The sequence below is a fragment of the Citrobacter sp. Cy070 genome (genome assembly GCF_030332245.1).
GTDB classification, from domain to species: Bacteria; Pseudomonadota; Gammaproteobacteria; order Enterobacterales; family Enterobacteriaceae; genus Citrobacter; species Citrobacter youngae.
On record NZ_JAOWIG010000073.1, the window covers coordinates 116,790 to 134,812 of the forward strand.

Below are 18,023 nucleotides of genomic sequence, written 5' to 3' on the forward strand. Positions count from 1 at the left end.
TTATGTTGGTGAATCTGTGTGATTACAAACAGAGCGTAACGCTCATCGCCAATAGCGGTGTGCAATTTCTGGATTTTGGGCTGACACCACAGGAATCTGCGCACCACGGTCGTTTTGTTCGCAAAACGGCAAACGGTCCGCTACTGCGTCTGGATTTTGATCTGGCGTCGGGACGCTATACCCTGCCGGGTAATACCGGTGGCCAACCCGAAGTAGTGAAACCGGAAAGCACGCAGACGCTGCATTATTCTCTGGACGTACTTGACGGTGTCTGGTTGCCGCTGCCGTTCCTGCGTTTTAACCCGCCCCGCACATTTGTTGAAGGCCCGGATAACTGGGCGCGCGTCCAGGTGCGAAAACTCGCACAGCCGGACAGTGCCGGCAATACTCACCGTGTCACGGTGGCGCTGGACAGTCAGTTGACTGAAGCCCCGGCAGCATTGACGCCCAATGAGAACGATCTGCTGAATGGCACGCGATTTGCGCTGGCCTGGCACGATAATGAGATCGCAGATTTCCTCGACCAGACGTGGATTGATGGCTGGCTACGCGAGTCCTTTTTGCAGCACGTCACACAGCAAGAAAACCGTTCAGAGCAGGAGATCCAACAAGCTCTACGCAACTTTGAATACCAGGCGCACTGGCTGAATTTGTTGACCCTGTTAGGCGAACAACTTTCCGTCCCGGAAGTGAAGCTGGTGACCCATACGCTCAGCACGCCCGCGATTCCTGTCGATCTGATTCTGGATATTGGCAATACCCATACCTGCGGCGTGTTGATTGAAGATCATGGCGATGCCAATGACGGTTTGCGTCAGACGGCTGAATTGCAGGTGCGTTCATTAAGTGAACCACAGTTCCTCAACGATCCCCTGTTCACCAGCCGACTGGAGTTTTCCGAGGCGCGCTTTGGTAAGCAACATTTCTCCGTTGAGAGTGGCCGCGATGATGCCTTTATCTGGCCGTCGATTGTCCGCGTTGGGGATGAAGCCCGTAAGCTGGCGATGCAGCGTATGGGAACGGAAGGCAGTAGTGGGATCTCCAGCCCACGCCGGTATTTATGGGATGAAACCCCCGTTTTACACGACTGGCGCTTTAGCCAGATGAACAGTAAAACGCAGCGCGAGCCGCTGGCTACCGCCTTCCCGCTGATGAATCTGATGAACGATGACGGTCAGCCGCTGTTCAGCCTGCCGCAAGATGACCGGCTGCCGGTGTTCTCACCACAATACAGCCGCAGCACGCTGATGACGCATATGTTGTGCGAGATTCTGGCCCAGGCGCTGGGACAAATTAACAGCGTAGCGACACGGCTGCGTCTCGGGTTCCCGGCCTCTCCACGCCAGTTGCGCACGCTGATCCTCACTCTGCCGTCAGCCATGCCAAAACAGGAGCGAGAGATCTTCCGTCTGCGTATGTTTGAAGCCATTGCGCTGGTCTGGAAAGCAATGGGCTGGCACCCGCAGGACGAAGATTTCACCACCCGCAAACAGCAAGAAAAGAGCGTTGTTCCCGTACCTGAGATCCAGATGGAGTGGGATGAGGCCAGCTGCGGACAGTTGGTTTGGCTGTATAACGAAGCGATTTCACACTATGACGGGCACACAGAATCGTTCTTTAACGCCCTCGCCCGTCCGGACCGCCAGCCAGAACCCGGTGAAGTTAAAGGTCGTGCACTGCGCGTCGCCTCCATCGATATTGGCGGCGGCACGACGGATATGGCCGTGGTCCATTATCAACTGGATGACGGCGTTGGGGCGAATGTCAAAATCACCCCGCATCTGCTGTTTCGTGAAGGCTTCAAAGTCGCCGGGGACGACATGTTGTTGGATGTCATACAACGCTGCATACTGCCCGCCCTGCAAACCCGCTTACAACAAGCTGGCGTGACCGATGCCGCCGCGCTGCTGGCCACACTGTTTGGTGATTCCGGGAGAATCGATACTCAGGCTATTTTGCGACAACAAACCGCGTTGCAACTCTTTATGCCACTGGGTCATGCGGTGCTCAGTGCCTGGGAGCAAAGCGATATTAACGATCCCGTAGCGGGGTTGCACGCCACCTTTGGCGAACTGCTTTCTCAGCGCCCGACACGCAATGTGATGAACTATATCCAGCAGGCTATCGATCATGCTTTACCGTCTGGTTCACCGGCTTTTGATGTGCTGAGCGTTCCGTTGCAGGTACAGTTCAGGCAGTTGCAAGAAGCGCTGCTGGCAGGGCAATTTACCCTGACATCCCCTCTGCACGCCGTTTGCGAAGCGATTTCCCACTATCGTTGCGATATTTTGTTAGTCACTGGCAGACCTGCCTGTTTGCCGGGGGTTCAGGCGCTAATCCGCCATCTGCAACCCGTTCCGGTCAACCGCATGATCTGGATGGACAGCTATCGCGTACATGAGTGGTATCCGTTCAGCCAGCAAGGGCGTATCGGCAATCCAAAATCTACCGCTGCCGTTGGCGCGATGCTGTGTAGCCTGGCGCTGGATTTACGCCTGCCGCGCTTTAATTTTAAAGCTGCGGATATCGGCGCGTACTCGACGGTCCGCTACCTAGGCGTACTGGATAATACGGTCAATACGTTGCGCGATGAGAATATCTGGTATCACGACATTGATCTGGATAAACCTGGAGCAAAACTGGATACCCGTCTGCACTTCCCGCTGCGCGGCAACGTGACGCTGGGCTTTCGCCAGTTAGCAAACAGCCGCTGGCCAGCCACCCCGCTGTATACGCTGAGCATCAATTCTGCTGAGCTGGCAAAAACGATTGCTGGTGACGGCGTATTAAATGTACGGCTGCAACTGCGCGGCGGCAGCAAAGAGACAGGGCCGGAATTTTTCGTTCTCAGTGATGCCTGGCTACAGGATGGCACGCCCGTTGCCGCCAATGCCCTAACGTTAAAACTGAATACACTGGCAGATCGTCGCCATAGCGGCAGCCATTACTGGATTGATAGCGGGAGTGTGTACCTGAAATGAGTAAGATGTTTAACACAGCACAAGCCGCCATCGAATGGGTGAATGACACACGCCAGCGCGCAGCGCGTCTTGATGATGAAGCGGATTCCCTGCTCGCTCAGCTCACCATCGCCGCGGTTACTGAGTCTGCGCTGAATACGGCGTTTTCAGCGCGTGGCTGTGTGGGTCTGTACGGTCATTCACAGCCAGCAAAAGCACATCTGTTGTCCGCACTGTGCAGCAACACCAGTGGGAAATTGAATATTGCTACACCGGATCGCAGTTTTGATTATTTTTCGCATATCAATCCGGGCCATGCGCCGACCAATATGGCGATCCGCTTTACGCGTGAAGACAATCCCGTTGATAGCGAGTGGCCCCTGCGTCTGCGCCTACTGAGTGAAGCGGAACTGGTACAGCTGTTTATCACGCAGTTTTGCGCAATGCCTGACAGCCGCCAGGTTGAAAAATCGATTATTGAAGCCCGGTTAGAAAAATGGCAAACGCTGCGTCAACGTCATCCGGTTCAGGGCATCACGGCACATGACGTAGCCGCCATCGGCCGTTTTTGGCGCTCTTGTGTTCCTGCAAACCAGCAGCAAATTGATGATGCACTATGGCATCAATTTGCTACATTGCTGCCGGCGCTGGATCTAACCACCCGCGCTCACGCCTGGGCGCTGTTGTGGGGAGAACAACCAGAGTTAACGCAGCAATGGCTGGCATTAGCGCATACTTTGCAACAAACCGGACAGGCGCACGAGCTAGCCGCACCGCTGAGTTTGTTGGTCGATCATTTTGGCTTGCCCGCCGAAAGCTTCCTGACCCAGGTCGCATTAACCGGGAATGACGCGCAAAGCGATGTGGTGGTTCATCCTGTTGCAAACCATCAGTTGCTTAACGCGGTCAGTCTGTCGCTGGAATCGCTGGCGCTGCTGACGCGTGAACTGGTGCTGACTGTCGAAGACTCGGTGTTGGAAAACGTCGACCTGCTCGATATTCCCCTCGCACCGGATGCCCACCCCAACCCGCTGTGGCGGGCCAAATTAGGCTGGATGTTGGAACATTACCGCCAGCATCTGCAACCCGATGTCCTGCTGATCTGCAACGCAGTGTCTTCACGCTCGCAGACACCGGCCATCACGCGTAAGCTGATGAGCTGGGCCAACGATACCCAACCCGTACATGATGCGGCATTACCGGGGGTTGTGTGGGCCATTACGCCACAAGATGCTCGTTTTAGCACACAGCAAAACCTTGATGAGGCCGTGCAGCAATTAATGGGCAAGCCCGGGTTGCGCTGGGGAACATTGCAGGCACTGGATAAACACAGCCTGTTGCGCCTTGCTGAATGGCTGTCGCAAGCGACATCCGCTCAACAACGCCAGTCGCGATTAACGTCCCTGCATGAACAGCATCAACAGCGTGTTCGTGAGGCGCTGATGAGCTGGCTTAACGACAGCGAAAGCGTGCCAGACTCCAGCGAGACAGTGATCCGCCAGCTTCAGGCCCAGGCAGCAAAGCATGGTGAACTCCTGGAGGGGTTACTACCACCGATGCGCTGCTTTGAGTCGTTGCTGCGTATCCAGCAGCCACGTGAAGAACAAGTCAGTGGACTCTTTAATGAAGAGATTGACCTGTTTGCCGACGTCCGGGAACCGTCGCATGCTTCCGAAAGCAAAGAGACCGGATACCAGGCGCACAAAATGTGGATCAACCATGTGCGTCAGTGGTGTCGTGATGACAATAATGCGCGCCGATTGCGGCTTGATCCGCGAACGCTTAGACAGGTAGCCGACATTCTTATCACTACCAGCTATCGACTGGAGATGCCTCAACGCCTTCAGCAGATTATGCAGCGAGAGAATGTCTGCGGGGCGCAGTTACACGCCGATATCGGTGATTTTATTACCTGGCTCGGCTACGCCAACGTTGCAGAGGATCAACGCCCTGCCAGCAGGATCCTCAAGGGTGCGGCTATTTTCAGTGCGCCAGTACAACAACCGATGTCGCGCCTGACTCAATTGGATGAGCAGCCGCAGCACGGTGCAAGCCGACACGTTTACGACTGGCTGGTTGCGTTGTACACCCGTGCGAATGAAAACGTGGGATACCAGCATCCTCTGGACGTAACCAAAGACGACAGACTGCGATTAGTCGCTCTGCTGGCCCCCTGAAACGGCATTGACAACGCCATCAGAAAAGAGAAAACAGGAGTGCGACGGGAAAGCTCATCGGCCATGTCGCCCCGACTAATACCGCGCTCAGAAAGCGAATACGTTTTTTATCACGTGACAGAAACCAGGTGGTAATGGCCGCAATTGCAGCCATTACCGCATAAAAAAACAACATTTTTTGGTACAGAGACATTTAGGGCATCCAGGCCAGAAGAGAAAATCGCGCGCAATATGCTCTCTTTTATGACCCACATCAAGTTTTATTCATTTATTTAAGAAAACCGCCTAAATAACAGCCCACTTTCAATATGTTCAGATTTCGTACTATTGCGGATAGCTATAAGCCGTACTATACCCAAAGGGGTAAAAACGAAAGGTGGCAAAAATGAATGTTTCCAGTAAGACCGTGGTGCTGATAAATATATTTGCTGCTGTAGGACTTTTCAGCCTGATCTCCGTAAGGTTCGGCTGGTTTGCTTGATGTGACTCTTTTTGATGAATTGCAGCGCCTGCTGGCAGAGAGAAAATCTTCTCTCTGCCATTAGTAAACGATCTTCGCACTCCGTCACTGCCCGGTAAATTATCCTTAATATGTAACACCCCTAATCCTTCTGCGGCATTATTCCCCCGTGATAGCGGGTCGGTGTCGTACCTGTAAGCTGCCGAAAAAACACGATAAAAGCACTGTCGCTAACAAATTCCAGCTGTTGCGCCACCTGGCTGATTGAGTCACCCTCCGCCAACATCTCCATCGCTTTTAACAGCCTGAATTGCTGCCGCCAGGTCTGATAATTCATCCCTGTATCTCTGATAAAGATGCGGCTGATTGTCCGTTCGCAGGCACCGACCAGGCGGGACAACTGATTCAGTCGGGGCGGTAACGTCCCCATTCGAACCCCTTCCAGCCACAGATTCAGGCGGACATCAGAGGGAAACTGCAACGTCCAGTTTTCACGGCGTGCGGCCCTGATTTCCTCACAAAAAACAGTGATGAGGCTGGCCTGCTGCGTTTCTGTCATTTGCCAGGGCCAGAATGCCATCCGTTCTATGACTTCAAAAAAGAGCGGGTTCACTTCGACAACCTGTAGCGGCAATGCGGATAACGGCGGCAGAATGGTTGAAAAATATAATGACCGATAAGCCATCACCCCGCGCATGATGGCCCGGTGAACCGTACCCGCGGGGATCCAGACCGCACGGCGAGGCGGAAGCAGACACAGGGTATTTTCCAGTTCAATGGTGATACACCCCGCCGCCGAAAAGAGTAACTGATGGCGAAGATGACTGTGCCGACCTGAATCATGTACGCCCATATCAGAGGCAATACCCACTACTGTTTCCTTAAAACCATCCGGGTCGAAGACATCATCAGGCGCAATTTTCATCATCTGTCCGATATTTGATATATAAAGTCCTGATAATGGTAATAAGACATTTTCTATTCAGCAATAATCCCCCCAAGTTTTTTGCTTCTTGGATATTGCCATGAATATGACCCATCGACCGCCCTTGTGGCTTCTCACATTACTGATTATGTTTCCGCAACTGGTGGAAACCATTTACAGCCCGGCGTTGCCAAATATCGCCACGTTTTTTCAAATAAGCAGTGAACGTGCTGCTCAAACACTTTCCGTTTATTTTGTCGCCTTTGCCGTGGGGGTTGCGCTATGGGGCTGGCTTAGCGACTGCATTGGACGACGGTGGGCAATGGTAGCTGGACTTCTCTGTTACGGAGCGGGTTCCGTAATGGCGGTTATTGCCACTGATTTCAGCGTCTTGCTGCTGGCCCGTATGGTATCAGCCATTGGCGCGGCCGCCGGGTCTGTTGTGGTGCAGACTATGTTGAGGGACAGTTATGAATCAACAACACTGTCCCGCATTTTTTCCATTATGGGCGCAGCACTGGCAATCAGCCCGGTTTTTGGTCTGGTGAGCGGAGGTTGGTTAGTCTGTCTTTACGGCCATACGGGCGTTTTTACTGCGCTGGTATTGCTGGCGATACTGCTACTGATGTTAACCGCAGCCTTATTGCCGGAAACACGGCCGGAGACTACGCGCAGACCACAATTAACGGGACTGGTCTCCCGGATGGTGAGGGACAGTACACTGTGGAAAAATGCCATGCTGGTTGCTCTGTTGAATACTATGCTATTCAGCTACTACAGCCTGGCCCCGTTTCTTTTCGGACAGTTAGGATGGAGTTCCAGGGCATTTGGCTGGACGGGATCCTTGCTTGCCCTCGCGTCACTGTCAGGCAGCCTGCTGAATCGCAAGCTGTTAACGATCGGCTTGTCATCGGGATATCTGGTGCGCCATGCCTGTGCTTTAGCTCTGCTGTCTGGTCTCGCGGCATGGTTGCTACAGCATTCAGTCTGGATTCTGTTGCCAGTGGTTGGGGTTGTTGTTGCCTATGGCATCGCGATCCCCAATGTGTTGAGTCAGGCTCTGCATCACTATCGTGAACAGGCCGGGGCCGCAGGTGCTCTGTTCGGATTATGCTACTACCTGTTACTGGGAATGATGTTAGGGTTAGCGGGTATCGTGCAGCAACTGGGATTGGTTCTGACTATCTGTGCGTTCTTCGCCTGGCTATGTAGCCTGTGCCGTCGTTAGAACAATCACCTAAATAATCAGGCCCCGACATTGTGCCGGGGCCTGATGGTGTGCAAATTAGCCTGACCTCGCGGATATTTCCAACTTACCGCCGTCCGATGGCGACGAGGCCAGTGGCGCGAATAGTATAGACACACGTTTACCAATATTTAGCTATCCGTGCCCCATTTACCGCTCGCGCTTAAGATATTACTCATGCTTGATCATGACATGGCGAACAATCGTGTAATCTTCCAGCCCGTAAACCGACATATCCTTGCCATACCCAGATTGTTTTTGCCCGCCGTGAGGCATCTCGCTAACCAGCGTGAAGTGCGTATTGACCCAGGTGCAACCATACTGCAGGCGGGCGCTCAGTCGGTGCGCGCGACCAATATCCCGCGTCCAGACTGACGAGGCCAGTCCATACTTCGAATCATTGGCCCACGCCAGGACCTGATCTTCATCTTCAAAGACGGTAACACTGACCACCGGGCCAAAGACCTCACGCTGCACGATAGCATCTTCCTGTTTCGCGCCCGCCAGCAACGTTGGCGCAAAATAGTAGCCTGAACCCTCCACTTTTTTGCCGCCGGTGATGACCTTAATGTGTCCGAGCGCTTTCGCGTCATCGACCGCTTTAGCTACCCTGTCAAGATGCGCCTGTGAGCTTAACGGTCCCAGTTCTGTCGTTTCATCATTCGGTGCGCCGATTTTCAGGCTGGCAACTGCAGCGCCGAGTTTTTCGACCAACGCATCATAGATGCCTTTTTGCGCGTAGATTCGACAGGCAGCAGTGCAATCCTGTCCGGCGTTGTAATACCCAAAGGTCCGTACACCACTGACCACCGCATCAAGGTCCGCATCATCAAAAAGAATCACCGGGGCTTTCCCGCCCAGTTCCATATGCGTACGTTTAATCGAAGGCGCAGTATGCTGGATAATATGTTCCCCGGTCACAATGGAGCCGGTCAGTGAAACCATACGTACTTTTTCATGGCCGGTCAGCGGATCGCCCACTGTTTTACCACGACCAAACAGAACGTTAATCACGCCTGCCGGGTAAATATCTTTCGCATATTCCGCCAGTTTAAGCGCCGTCAGCGGGGTAATTTCTGAAGGTTTAATCACCACGCAGTTACCGGCGGCCAGCGCTGGAGCCAGCTTCCATGCCGCCATCATCAGCGGGTAGTTCCACGGCGCGATGGAGGCCACCACACCCAGCGGATCGCGACGAATCATGGAGGTATGCCCTTCCAGATACTCCCCAGCGGCCTGTCCTTGCAGGGTGCGCGCAGCCCCCGCGAAGAAACGGAAAACGTCCACGATGGCCGGAATTTCATCATTAAGCACACAATGTAGTGGTTTACCGCAGTTAAGCGATTCCAGCTCAGCGAAGGTCTGTGCATTATCTGCAATGGTGTCCGCCAGCTTTAACAACAGCTCCGAACGCACTTTCGGCGTGGTTTGGCCCCAGGAGGCAAACGCATTGTCTGCCGCGCACACTGCGGCATCAACCTGCGCGGCTGACGCCTCAGCAATCTCCAGAATAAGTTCACCAGTGGCAGGGTTATAAACTGGTTGCTTTTCACCTTCACCGCTGACCAGCTCACCGTTAATCAGTAATTGATGTTGCATAGCAATTTCCCATATCGTCGTTTATTTACCGTTTCCGGCGACGGTGTCGCCTTCACGCGTTAGCCACCAGGCCCCTAAAATTGGCAGTGTTGTTACCAGCATTACCAGCAATGCCACAACGTTGGTAACAGGCACATCTCGTGGGCGACCCAGTTGATTGAGCAGCCACAGCGGAAGTGTTCTTTCATGTCCGGCGGTGAACGTTGTCACGATGATTTCATCAAACGACAAGGCAAACGCCAGCATGCCCCCCGCCAGCAGTGCTGATGCCAGATTGGGCAGCACGACATAACGAAAGGTTTGCCAGCCGTTGGCGCCAAGATCCATAGACGCTTCAACCAGACTCCATGAGGTACGGCGAAAACGCGCCACGACGTTGTTAAAGACAACCACCACGCAAAACGTCGCATGCCCCACCACTATCGTGAGAAAACCCGGTTCCAGGTTGATGGTCTTAAATGCCGTCAGCAGTGCCAGGCCGGTAATAATGCCCGGCAGCGCAATCGGCAACAGCAGCAACAGCGATATTGCGCTTTTACCGAAAAAGTCCCTGCGCCACAGCGCAGCCGCCGCCAGCGTCCCCAGTACCAGAGCGATTGCTGTCGACAACGCGGCGATTTTAAGTGACAACGTCACTGACTCAAGAATATCGCTACGCTGCGCCGCCACGCTAAACCAACGCAATGTCAGTCCCTGAGGCGGAAAACTAAAAGCAGCCTCCTCTGTATTAAAAGCATAGGTGCCGATGATGAGGATGGGAAAGTGCAGAAAAAGAACCCCTCCCCATGCTGCCAGTTTGAGTAACCAGGGTGCGCGTTCAGAGTGCATCGAAAGCTCCCAGACGCTTCACGAACGCCAGATACAGTGCAATTAAAACAATGGGCACCAGAGTGAATGCCGCCGCCATTGGCATATTGCCGATAGCCCCTTGTTGCGAATACACCATGTTGCCGATGAAATATCCCGGCGGTCCCACCAGTTGCGGCACAATAAAGTCACCCAGCGTCAGTGAAAAAGTAAAGATAGAACCGGCGGCTATACCGGGTATTGCCAGCGGGAAAACCACATAGCGGAAGGTTTGACGAGGACGCGCGCCCAGATCGGCCGATGCCTGCAAAAGCGAGGGCGGAAGCCGTTCCAGAGCAGCCTGAACCGGCAGGATCATAAAGGGAAGCCAGATGTAGACAAAAACCAAAAAGCGCCCTAATCCCGATGTTGACAGCGTATTACCGCCGACAGCCGGCAAGGTGAGGAAAGCGGTCAACAGTGGCTCCAGCCCGAGATGGGTTAGAAACCACTGCGCCACGCCGTCTTTCGCTAACAGCAGCGTCCACGCATAGGCTTTGACGATATAGCTCGCCCACATCGGCAACATGACGGCAATGTAAAAAAAGGCTTTCATTTTGCCACTGGTATAGCGCGCCATATACCATGCCATCGGGAACGCCAGAATGGCGCTGGCAATCGTCACCGCCACCGCCATTGTCAACGTTCGCACAATGATGTCGTAATTAGCCGGATTAAACAGCGCCTGCAGATTCGCCAGCGTCAGGTCTGGCGTCACCGACATAGTGAAATCGTCGAAGGTGTAAAAACCTTGCCACAACAGCGTCAGCAACGATCCAAAGTAGACGATGCCAAACCACATCAGCGGCCCGAGCAGTAGCAAAAACAGCCCAAGCCCTGGATTACGCCAGAAGAACCCCGAGATACGGTTCAGCTTTGTCGACTGTGCTGGCGAATGTATGACGTTCATAGCCATTCACCTCTCCTCTACCAGCGGAACCATGACATCCCGTGACCACGATGCCATCACCTGCTGACCCGGCGACAGCGCCGACGGCAGCATTTCTCCCGTCAGGTTCGCCTGGCTCACCAGCAACTTTTCACCACCGGCAAGTTTCAGTTCAAAACGCGTCGCCGCCCCCTGGTACTGCACCGCCTGAATGACACCCCGAGCCTGAACCTCGCCCACCATATCATTTAACCGAATGTGTTCCGGGCGCAGCGAGAACATCCCCTGTAAGCCACAGACGTTTGCCGACATCGCTTCGTCAAAGACGTTTGACGTACCTACAAAACTCGCCACAAACGGCGTGCGCGGACGCATGTAGAGTTCTCGCGGTGAATCCACTTGCTCGATACGACCATTGTTAAATACCGCCACACGATCGGACATCGACAGCGCCTCACCCTGATCGTGGGTGACAAAAATAAAGGTGATACCGAGAGACTGCTGGAGTTTTTTCAGCTCCAGTTGCATCTGTTCGCGTAGCTTGAGATCCAACGCGCCAAGTGGCTCATCCAACAGCAGGACGCGAGGCTCATTGACCAACGCACGGGCAATCGCTACACGCTGACGCTGTCCACCAGAGAGTTGTGATGGCTTGCGCTCATAGACAAAGCCGAGCGCAACCTTATCTAACGCTTCGCGTGCCCTGGCATGACGCTGCTTTTTATCAATGCCTTTCACCATCAGCCCATAAGCCACGTTGTCGAGAATCGACATATGCGGGAATAGTGCGTAATCCTGAAATACCGTATTGACGTCCCGTTCCCAGGGCGGTAATTCACTGGCTTGCTTACCAAAAATTTTAATTGAACCGCCCGAAAGCTGCTCAAACCCTGCAATCATGCGCAGACAGGTCGTTTTGCCGGAGCCGGATGGCCCCAGCATAGAGAAAAACTCACCATCATTAATTGCAATACTTACCCCATCAACTGCACGAACATCCCCGTACAGACGCGAGACATTATGAAACTCCACTGCGTACGTCATAAAACCCCCAGCGGAATTAACGACCGCCCATAATGGCGATGTAATCCTGCGTCCAGCGACTGTAAGGAACGAATTTTCCACCTTCTGCGATTGGCGTTTTCCAGAAAGCAATTTTGTCGAAATAGCTATAGCCGTTGGTTTCACAGCCTTTTTCGCCCAGCAGCGGGCTGGCTTTACAACCTTCAGGGACTACCGGCAGAGATCCAAACCAGGCTGCGACGTCGCCCTGAACTTTCGGGGTTAATGACCAGTTCATCCATTTGTAAGCACAAACAGGATGTTTTGCTTCGCTATGCAGCATGGTGGTGTCAGCCCAACCGGTGACGCCCTCTTTCGGGAAAACCGTGGCGATTGGCTGGCCTTCTGCTTTCAGGGCGTTAGCCTGATAGGGCCAGGCGCTTGATGCCACCACACCTTCGTTTTTGAAGTCACTCATTTGCACAGTGGTGTCATGCCAGTAGCGATGAATCAGTGCGTGCTGATCGCTCAGGACTTTGATGACCGCCTGATACTGTTTCTCGGTGAGCTGATAGGGATCGGTGATACCCAACTGCGGTTGAGTGGCTTTGACGAACAGCGCCGCATCGGCGATATAGATCGGGCCATCGTACGCCTGGACTCGTCCTTTATTGCTTTTTCCGTCCTCAAGTTTTTGCTCGACGAACACCACTTTCCAACTATCTGGCGGCGTTGGGAAGGTTTTGGTGTTATACATCAGCAAGTTGGGACCCCATTGATAAGGAGTGCCGTAAACTTTCCCACCGACGTTAAACCATTCCCCTTTGACCACGCGCGGATCGATAGTTTTCCAGTTTGGGATAAGCGCAGGATTTATAGGCTGGACACGTTTGCCCATAATCAGACGCAGTGAAGCATCACCAGAAGCCGTCACCAGGTCATAGCCGCCTTTCGCCATCAGGCTCACCATTTCGTCTGATGTGGCCGCTGTTTTAACATTGACGGCACAACCGGTTTCCTTCTCAAACTGCGAAACCCAGTCATATTGTTTATCGGTTTGTCCGCGTTCGATATAACCTGGCCAGGCAATAATATCCAGGCGCCCTTCCGGTTTATCTAATGATGTTGGGGGTTCGGCTGCATGGGCTGTCATCAGCGTCATACTGAGTGCACACAAGCTACTGAGGGCAAATTGCTTGCTCATAACGTCTTACTCCTGTCGAAAAAATATTGAGCGGCAGCCTTGCCGTAAATATATGTCCTTTCCTAAAAATAGTCGGGGTGTTGAAAGCGTTCCTGCTGGCGCAAGGAAATTTAATCAGGTTGTGAGCTAACGCTCATTACGCCACGGGTTATAGCAAAGTAATTTAATCTTCTGGAGTATAGACAAGGAGTTAAGTGCCAGGGTGGCACCAGGAAGAACTATTGATATTTCGTATGGTGGCACCTGATATAAATAACATCAGGGTTTAACATTCACTATTTCTAAAATAAGAATGCGCTATTCTTTTATATTGAATAGCACATTCAGTTTTATTTCATCATCTCGCGAATTAATTTTCCAAGCTGTTTAACCGCCTGTTCTTCGCGTTCACCCCAGTGCCATGCGGTATTAAAACGAAAGAAACGTGACCATGTCCCCGAGGTTGAAAACATCTTACCTGGTGCGATGCTGATGTGGTGCGCCAGCGCCTGGGTGCTGAGTTCTCCCGCATCCAGCGGTTCTGGCAGTTCGAGCCACAGAAAATAGCCGCTGTCGTTATGGTGTATTTTGACCTCTGCCGGAAGATGACGCAGCAACGTTTGCCAGGCCTGCTGTTTGCGTTCCGCCAGCTGACGACGCAGCCGTCGCAAATGCGCGTCATAACGCCGGGTCGACAGGTAGTCCACCAACGCAAGCTGCATTGGGGAACTGGTGGATAAGGTGCTCATCAACTGGAGTCGCTGAATACGACGGGCATGTTTCCCGGCAGCAACCCAACCGATGCGAAATCCGGGGACCAGACATTTCGAGAAAGATGAACAGTGCAACACCCTGTCTCCTCGATCCCACGCTTTAGCCGGCAGTGGTTTCTCCCGGCCAAAATAGAGTTCGCTGTAAACATCATCTTCAATCAGCATCACATTGTATTTTTCCAGTAATGCGACCAGATGGGCTTTTTTCCGTGCGCTGAGTGTAAAACCCAACGGATTTTGGCTGTTGGTCATCAGCCAGCAGGCTTTGACCGGGTACTCCTGTAAGGCCTGCTCCAGTGCGACAAGGTCGATTCCGTCCTTCACGTCGGTGGCAACGGACAACGCCTTCAGGCGCAATCGCTCCAGAGCCTGTAATGCGCCGTAAAAACACGGATTTTCGACAATCACCCAATCCCCCGGCTCAGTGACCGCCTGCAGGCTCAGGTTAAGCGCTTCAAGTGCGCCAGTGGTGATCACAATTTCATCCGGAGAAAGGGTCATTCCCTGTTGCGCATATCGACGGGCAATAGCATGACGCAGTTCATCATTTCCTGGCGGCAGGTTTTCGATAACACTCATGGCGGTAGCCGTTTTACTCACCTGAGCCAGCGAGCGATTAAGCTGCTGAAGCGGAAATAAGCGTGGATCAGGGAAAGCGGATGCAAACGGCATCACGGAAGCATCACGACTGGCCTGCAGCATGTCAAAGATGTAGGTGTTGATATCCACGGCCTCATCGCGCATGACCTGTACCTGCGGCACGGCGGCTTCGCGTTCGGGGCGCGCGGCAACATAATAGCCCGACTGGGGCCGGGCGATGATCCGCCCCTGACTTTCCAGCAGTTGGTAGGCATGCCCCACGGTCATAAAACTCATCCCGCTGCTTGCCACCTGCTCGCGCAAAGAGGGCAACCGATCGCCTGGTTGCCATACGCCAGACGCGATTTGATCGCGAATTTGCTCCGCCAGTCGCTGGTATTTCTTCATTTTTCGTCCTGATATTCGGTATCGGTGACAACCTCTGTATATATCAGTCTACATAAATAACGATTTTTTCAGAACTGTTATAGTTAACAGTTTTACAACATCGTTAGCGAAAGCTCTTTGCCTGAGGCCCGGGCAGCTATCTGTACAGCATCAATTTTCGGGGTGTGCTTTAAGGCGAATAAACAGGTGATGTTCACATAGTCATCAGCACCGTCAATCACCGCAGACCACGGGATAAACCCATTATCGTCGAAGTAAAATTCAAATGCGGGACCAGATTGCATATCAGATCGTGCGACCTATAACGGCAGCACAACTGTTATGGTTAAAAAGAACTGTTCTGTTTCTGCCCCACATTTCGCCAGGGGCTTAGAATTGCGCCAAATCAATTTTGCCTGCGGAGTTAAGCATGTTCGGTCTTGACGCGTTTCACCTGGCGAGGATCCAGTTCGCGTTTACGGTGTCCTTTCACATCATTTTTCCGGCCATTACTATCGGTCTTGCCAGCTATCTGGCGGTACTGGAAGGTCTCTGGTTGAAAACCAAAAATCCGACCTGGCGTTCGCTGTATCATTTCTGGTCGAAAATCTTCGCCGTAAACTTTGGTATGGGCGTAGTGTCCGGGCTGGTGATGGCTTATCAGTTCGGCACTAACTGGAGCGGTTTTTCTGAGTTTGCCGGGAGCATCACCGGGCCGCTGCTGACCTATGAAGTGTTAACCGCCTTCTTCCTCGAAGCAGGCTTCCTCGGCGTAATGCTGTTTGGCTGGAACCGTGTGGGGCCAGGCCTGCACTTCTTTGCAACTTGCATGGTTGCGCTGGGGACAATTATTTCTACCTTCTGGATACTGGCCTCCAACAGCTGGATGCAGACTCCACAGGGCTATGAAATCGTCAATGGACAGGTCGTTCCCGTCGACTGGTTCGCCGTTATTTTCAACCCTTCATTCCCATATCGTTTGTTGCATATGTCCGTTGCCGCTTTCCTGAGCAGTGCGCTGTTTGTCGCAGCATCAGGGGCATGGCATTTATTACGTGGGAATAACACTCCGGCTATTCGCGCCATGTTTTCGATGGCGCTGTGGATGACGCTGATCGTCGCCCCGCTGCAGGCATTGATTGGCGATATGCACGGGTTGAATACGCTGAAGCACCAGCCGGCAAAAATTGCCACGATTGAAGGACACTGGGAAAATCCGCCCGGCGAACCGACTCCGTTGCTACTGTTCGGCTGGCCGGATATGGAGCAGGAGCGCACCCACTATGGGCTGGAAATTCCGGCGCTGGGCAGTCTGATCCTGACCCATAGTCTGGATAAACAGGTCCCGGCCCTGAAAGAGTTTCCTAAAGAAGACAGGCCCAACTCCACCATGGTGTTCTGGTCGTTTCGCATTATGGCGGGGCTAGGCATGCTGATGATCCTGTTGGGTGCGTTTGCCCTGTGGCTACGTTATAAGCAGCGTTTATACACCTCGCGCGCTTTCTTGCGCTTTGCCTTGTGGATGGGCCCTTCCGGTCTGATTGCCATCCTCGCTGGCTGGGTGACCACTGAAGTTGGCCGTCAGCCGTGGGTGGTTTACGGTTTGCAACGCACAGCGGATGCGGTTTCCGCACATGGTGATTTGCATATGAGCATCAGCCTGCTGGCTTTCTTTGTGGTTTACAGCTCGGTCTTCGGTGTGGGTTATAGCTACATGATTCGCCTGATCCGTAAAGGACCACAGGAAGATGATCCGACCCTCCCGCCAGCTGGCACACCCGCACGGCCGCTTTCCGCTGCCGTCCTCGATTCTCAAGCTGAGGCACATCGCTAATGGGTATTGATTTATCAGTTATCTGGTTCGTTATTATCGTATTCGCCACGCTGATGTATATCGTGATGGACGGCTTTGATCTCGGGATCGGTATTTTATTTCCCGCTATTCAGGACGCTGATGACCGCGACGTGATGGTCAACAGCGTCGCACCGGTATGGGATGGGAATGAAACCTGGCTGGTGCTGGGCGGTGCAGGATTGTTTGGCGCATTTCCTCTGGCCTATGCAGTCATTGTCGATGCACTGACGATCCCACTCACCCTGATGCTGATTGGCCTGATTTTTCGCGGCGTTGCCTTTGAGTTTCGCTTCAAGGCCACGCCGGCGCATCGACCATTCTGGGATAAAGCCTTTCTGGGCGGTTCAATTCTTGCCACGTTTACCCAGGGAGTGGTCGTGGGCGCGGTACTCAACGGATTTTCCGTCACTGGCCGCAGCTACAGCGGCGGTCCGTTTGACTGGTTAACGCCTTTCAGGGGTCGGTTCCGGCTGAGGGCGAAATGACACCCTAAGCGTTAGCTCTGTGTCGTTGCACGATGTCAGCGACGGTATTCTTGCTGATACCGAGCTCGCGTGCGATCCAGCGATAGCTGCGTCCCTCGGCCCTCATCGCAACCACCTTAGGCAAAAGTCGGTCTGATTTTGGTCGCACTCCGGCCTGACGACCAAGCCTCTTACCACGTGCCTTCGCAACAGCAAGGCCTGACTTGACCCGCTCGCTGATGAGATCCCGCTCAAACTCCGCAATGCCGGAAAGAAACGTCGCCAGCATTCGTCCATACGGCGACGAAAGATCGAACGCCATTCCATTCATGGCTATCACGGAAACCTTCCAGTTCTCCAGTTCACGTAGCGTATTGAGCAGATCGAGCGTCGAGCGCCCCCACCGGGAAAGCTCAGTGACCAGGATTGCATCAATTTGTCTGGACTGGGCAAGCGCCAGGACTTTCTTTCGCTCGGCCCGGTCGAGTTTAGTTCCTGAACCTGTTTCCTTAAATATTCCCACCACGTCGTAGCCGGCACGGCCGGCGAAGGCTCGCAGATCAAATTCCTGGCGTTCACAAGACTGATCCGCTGTTGAAACCCGGCAGTAAATGGCGGCACGATGTCCCAATTGAACCCTCCTGGATTTTTGTATCGGAACGCCCTGATTTATATGGG

15 protein-coding genes and 1 pseudogene are annotated in these 18,023 nt (G+C 53.3%); 6 read left to right on the forward strand and 10 right to left on the reverse strand.

Features of this window, described 5'->3' with window-relative positions; genetic code table 11:
• Nucleotides 1-2: 2 nt before the first annotated feature.
• Nucleotides 3-2,981, forward strand: a complete 2,979-nt coding sequence (locus OGY19_RS14165; RefSeq protein WP_048212586.1) for a virulence factor SrfB — start codon at nucleotides 3-5, stop codon at nucleotides 2,979-2,981.
• Complete coding sequence (locus OGY19_RS14170; protein WP_048211608.1) at nucleotides 2,978-5,137, forward strand: virulence factor SrfC family protein; 2,160 nt, start codon at nucleotides 2,978-2,980, stop codon at nucleotides 5,135-5,137. Before OGY19_RS14165 ends, OGY19_RS14170 begins: the two co-directional genes overlap by 4 nt.
• 19 nt (nucleotides 5,138-5,156) lie before the next feature.
• Here OGY19_RS14170 and OGY19_RS14175 read toward each other — a convergent pair whose 3' ends face one another.
• Nucleotides 5,157-5,330 (reverse strand): GhoT/OrtT family toxin, encoded by a 174-nt coding sequence (locus OGY19_RS14175; protein ID WP_075551376.1) that lies wholly within the window; start codon nucleotides 5,328-5,330, stop codon nucleotides 5,157-5,159.
• Nucleotides 5,331-5,522: 192 nt separating this feature from the next.
• Here OGY19_RS14175 and yncL point away from each other — a divergent pair, with 192 nt between their 5' ends.
• Nucleotides 5,523-5,618, forward strand: coding sequence for a stress response membrane protein YncL (gene yncL / locus OGY19_RS14180; RefSeq protein ID WP_071828932.1), 96 nt, complete (start codon nucleotides 5,523-5,525; stop codon nucleotides 5,616-5,618).
• A gap of 121 nt (nucleotides 5,619-5,739) precedes the next feature.
• Here the strand turns inward: yncL and OGY19_RS14185 are convergent, their stop codons facing one another.
• A complete protein-coding gene (locus OGY19_RS14185) occupies nucleotides 5,740-6,522 on the reverse strand; it encodes an AraC family transcriptional regulator (RefSeq protein ID WP_086523845.1) in 783 nt (260 codons plus the stop codon).
• Between the two features lie 100 nt (nucleotides 6,523-6,622).
• Between OGY19_RS14185 and OGY19_RS14190 the strand changes: the two genes are divergently transcribed.
• Nucleotides 6,623-7,750: a Bcr/CflA family efflux MFS transporter gene (locus OGY19_RS14190; protein WP_115602020.1), complete on the forward strand. Its 1,128-nt coding sequence runs from the start codon at nucleotides 6,623-6,625 to the stop codon at nucleotides 7,748-7,750.
• Nucleotides 7,751-7,939: 189 nt separating this feature from the next.
• Here the strand turns inward: OGY19_RS14190 and patD are convergent, their stop codons facing one another.
• The 7 genes from patD to OGY19_RS14225 all read right to left on the reverse strand — a co-directional run bounded on the left by patD (nucleotide 7,940) and on the right by OGY19_RS14225 (nucleotide 15,331).
• A complete protein-coding gene (gene patD, locus OGY19_RS14195) occupies nucleotides 7,940-9,367 on the reverse strand; it encodes an aminobutyraldehyde dehydrogenase (RefSeq protein ID WP_286596671.1) in 1,428 nt (475 codons plus the stop codon).
• A gap of 21 nt (nucleotides 9,368-9,388) precedes the next feature.
• Entirely contained in the window at nucleotides 9,389-10,195 is an 807-nt protein-coding gene (locus OGY19_RS14200) for an ABC transporter permease (RefSeq protein WP_005126751.1), read from the reverse strand.
• On the reverse strand, nucleotides 10,185-11,129 hold the full coding sequence (locus OGY19_RS14205) for an ABC transporter permease (RefSeq protein ID WP_101742159.1): 945 nt from the start codon (nucleotides 11,127-11,129) through the stop codon (nucleotides 10,185-10,187). The genes OGY19_RS14200 and OGY19_RS14205 overlap by 11 nt, the downstream gene beginning before the upstream one ends.
• A complete protein-coding gene (locus OGY19_RS14210; RefSeq protein WP_115602018.1) occupies nucleotides 11,130-12,146 on the reverse strand; it encodes an ABC transporter ATP-binding protein in 1,017 nt (338 codons plus the stop codon).
• 16 nt (nucleotides 12,147-12,162) lie between these two features.
• Nucleotides 12,163-13,308: a putative ABC transporter substrate-binding protein YdcS gene (gene ydcS, locus OGY19_RS14215; RefSeq protein WP_048211602.1), complete on the reverse strand. Its 1,146-nt coding sequence runs from the start codon at nucleotides 13,306-13,308 to the stop codon at nucleotides 12,163-12,165.
• Nucleotides 13,309-13,637: 329 nt separating this feature from the next.
• Nucleotides 13,638-15,047 (reverse strand): aminotransferase-like domain-containing protein, encoded by a 1,410-nt coding sequence (locus OGY19_RS14220; protein ID WP_061067941.1) that lies wholly within the window; start codon nucleotides 15,045-15,047, stop codon nucleotides 13,638-13,640.
• A gap of 92 nt (nucleotides 15,048-15,139) precedes the next feature.
• Complete coding sequence (locus OGY19_RS14225; RefSeq protein WP_185963983.1) at nucleotides 15,140-15,331, reverse strand: hypothetical protein; 192 nt, start codon at nucleotides 15,329-15,331, stop codon at nucleotides 15,140-15,142.
• Between the two features lie 125 nt (nucleotides 15,332-15,456).
• On the opposite strand from OGY19_RS14225, the gene OGY19_RS14230 reads away from it, so the two are divergent.
• On the forward strand, nucleotides 15,457-16,860 hold the full coding sequence (locus OGY19_RS14230) for a cytochrome ubiquinol oxidase subunit I (RefSeq protein ID WP_286596676.1): 1,404 nt from the start codon (nucleotides 15,457-15,459) through the stop codon (nucleotides 16,858-16,860).
• Nucleotides 16,860-17,336, forward strand: a pseudogene (gene cydB, locus OGY19_RS14235) (cytochrome d ubiquinol oxidase subunit II); the annotation flags it as partial. The gene OGY19_RS14230 and the pseudogene cydB, both read left to right, overlap by 1 nt.
• 34 nt (nucleotides 17,337-17,370) lie before the next feature.
• Here cydB and OGY19_RS14240 read toward each other — a convergent pair.
• The coding region (locus tag OGY19_RS14240; RefSeq protein ID WP_286596678.1) for a recombinase family protein at nucleotides 17,371-18,023 on the reverse strand (653 nt) is incomplete at its 5' end.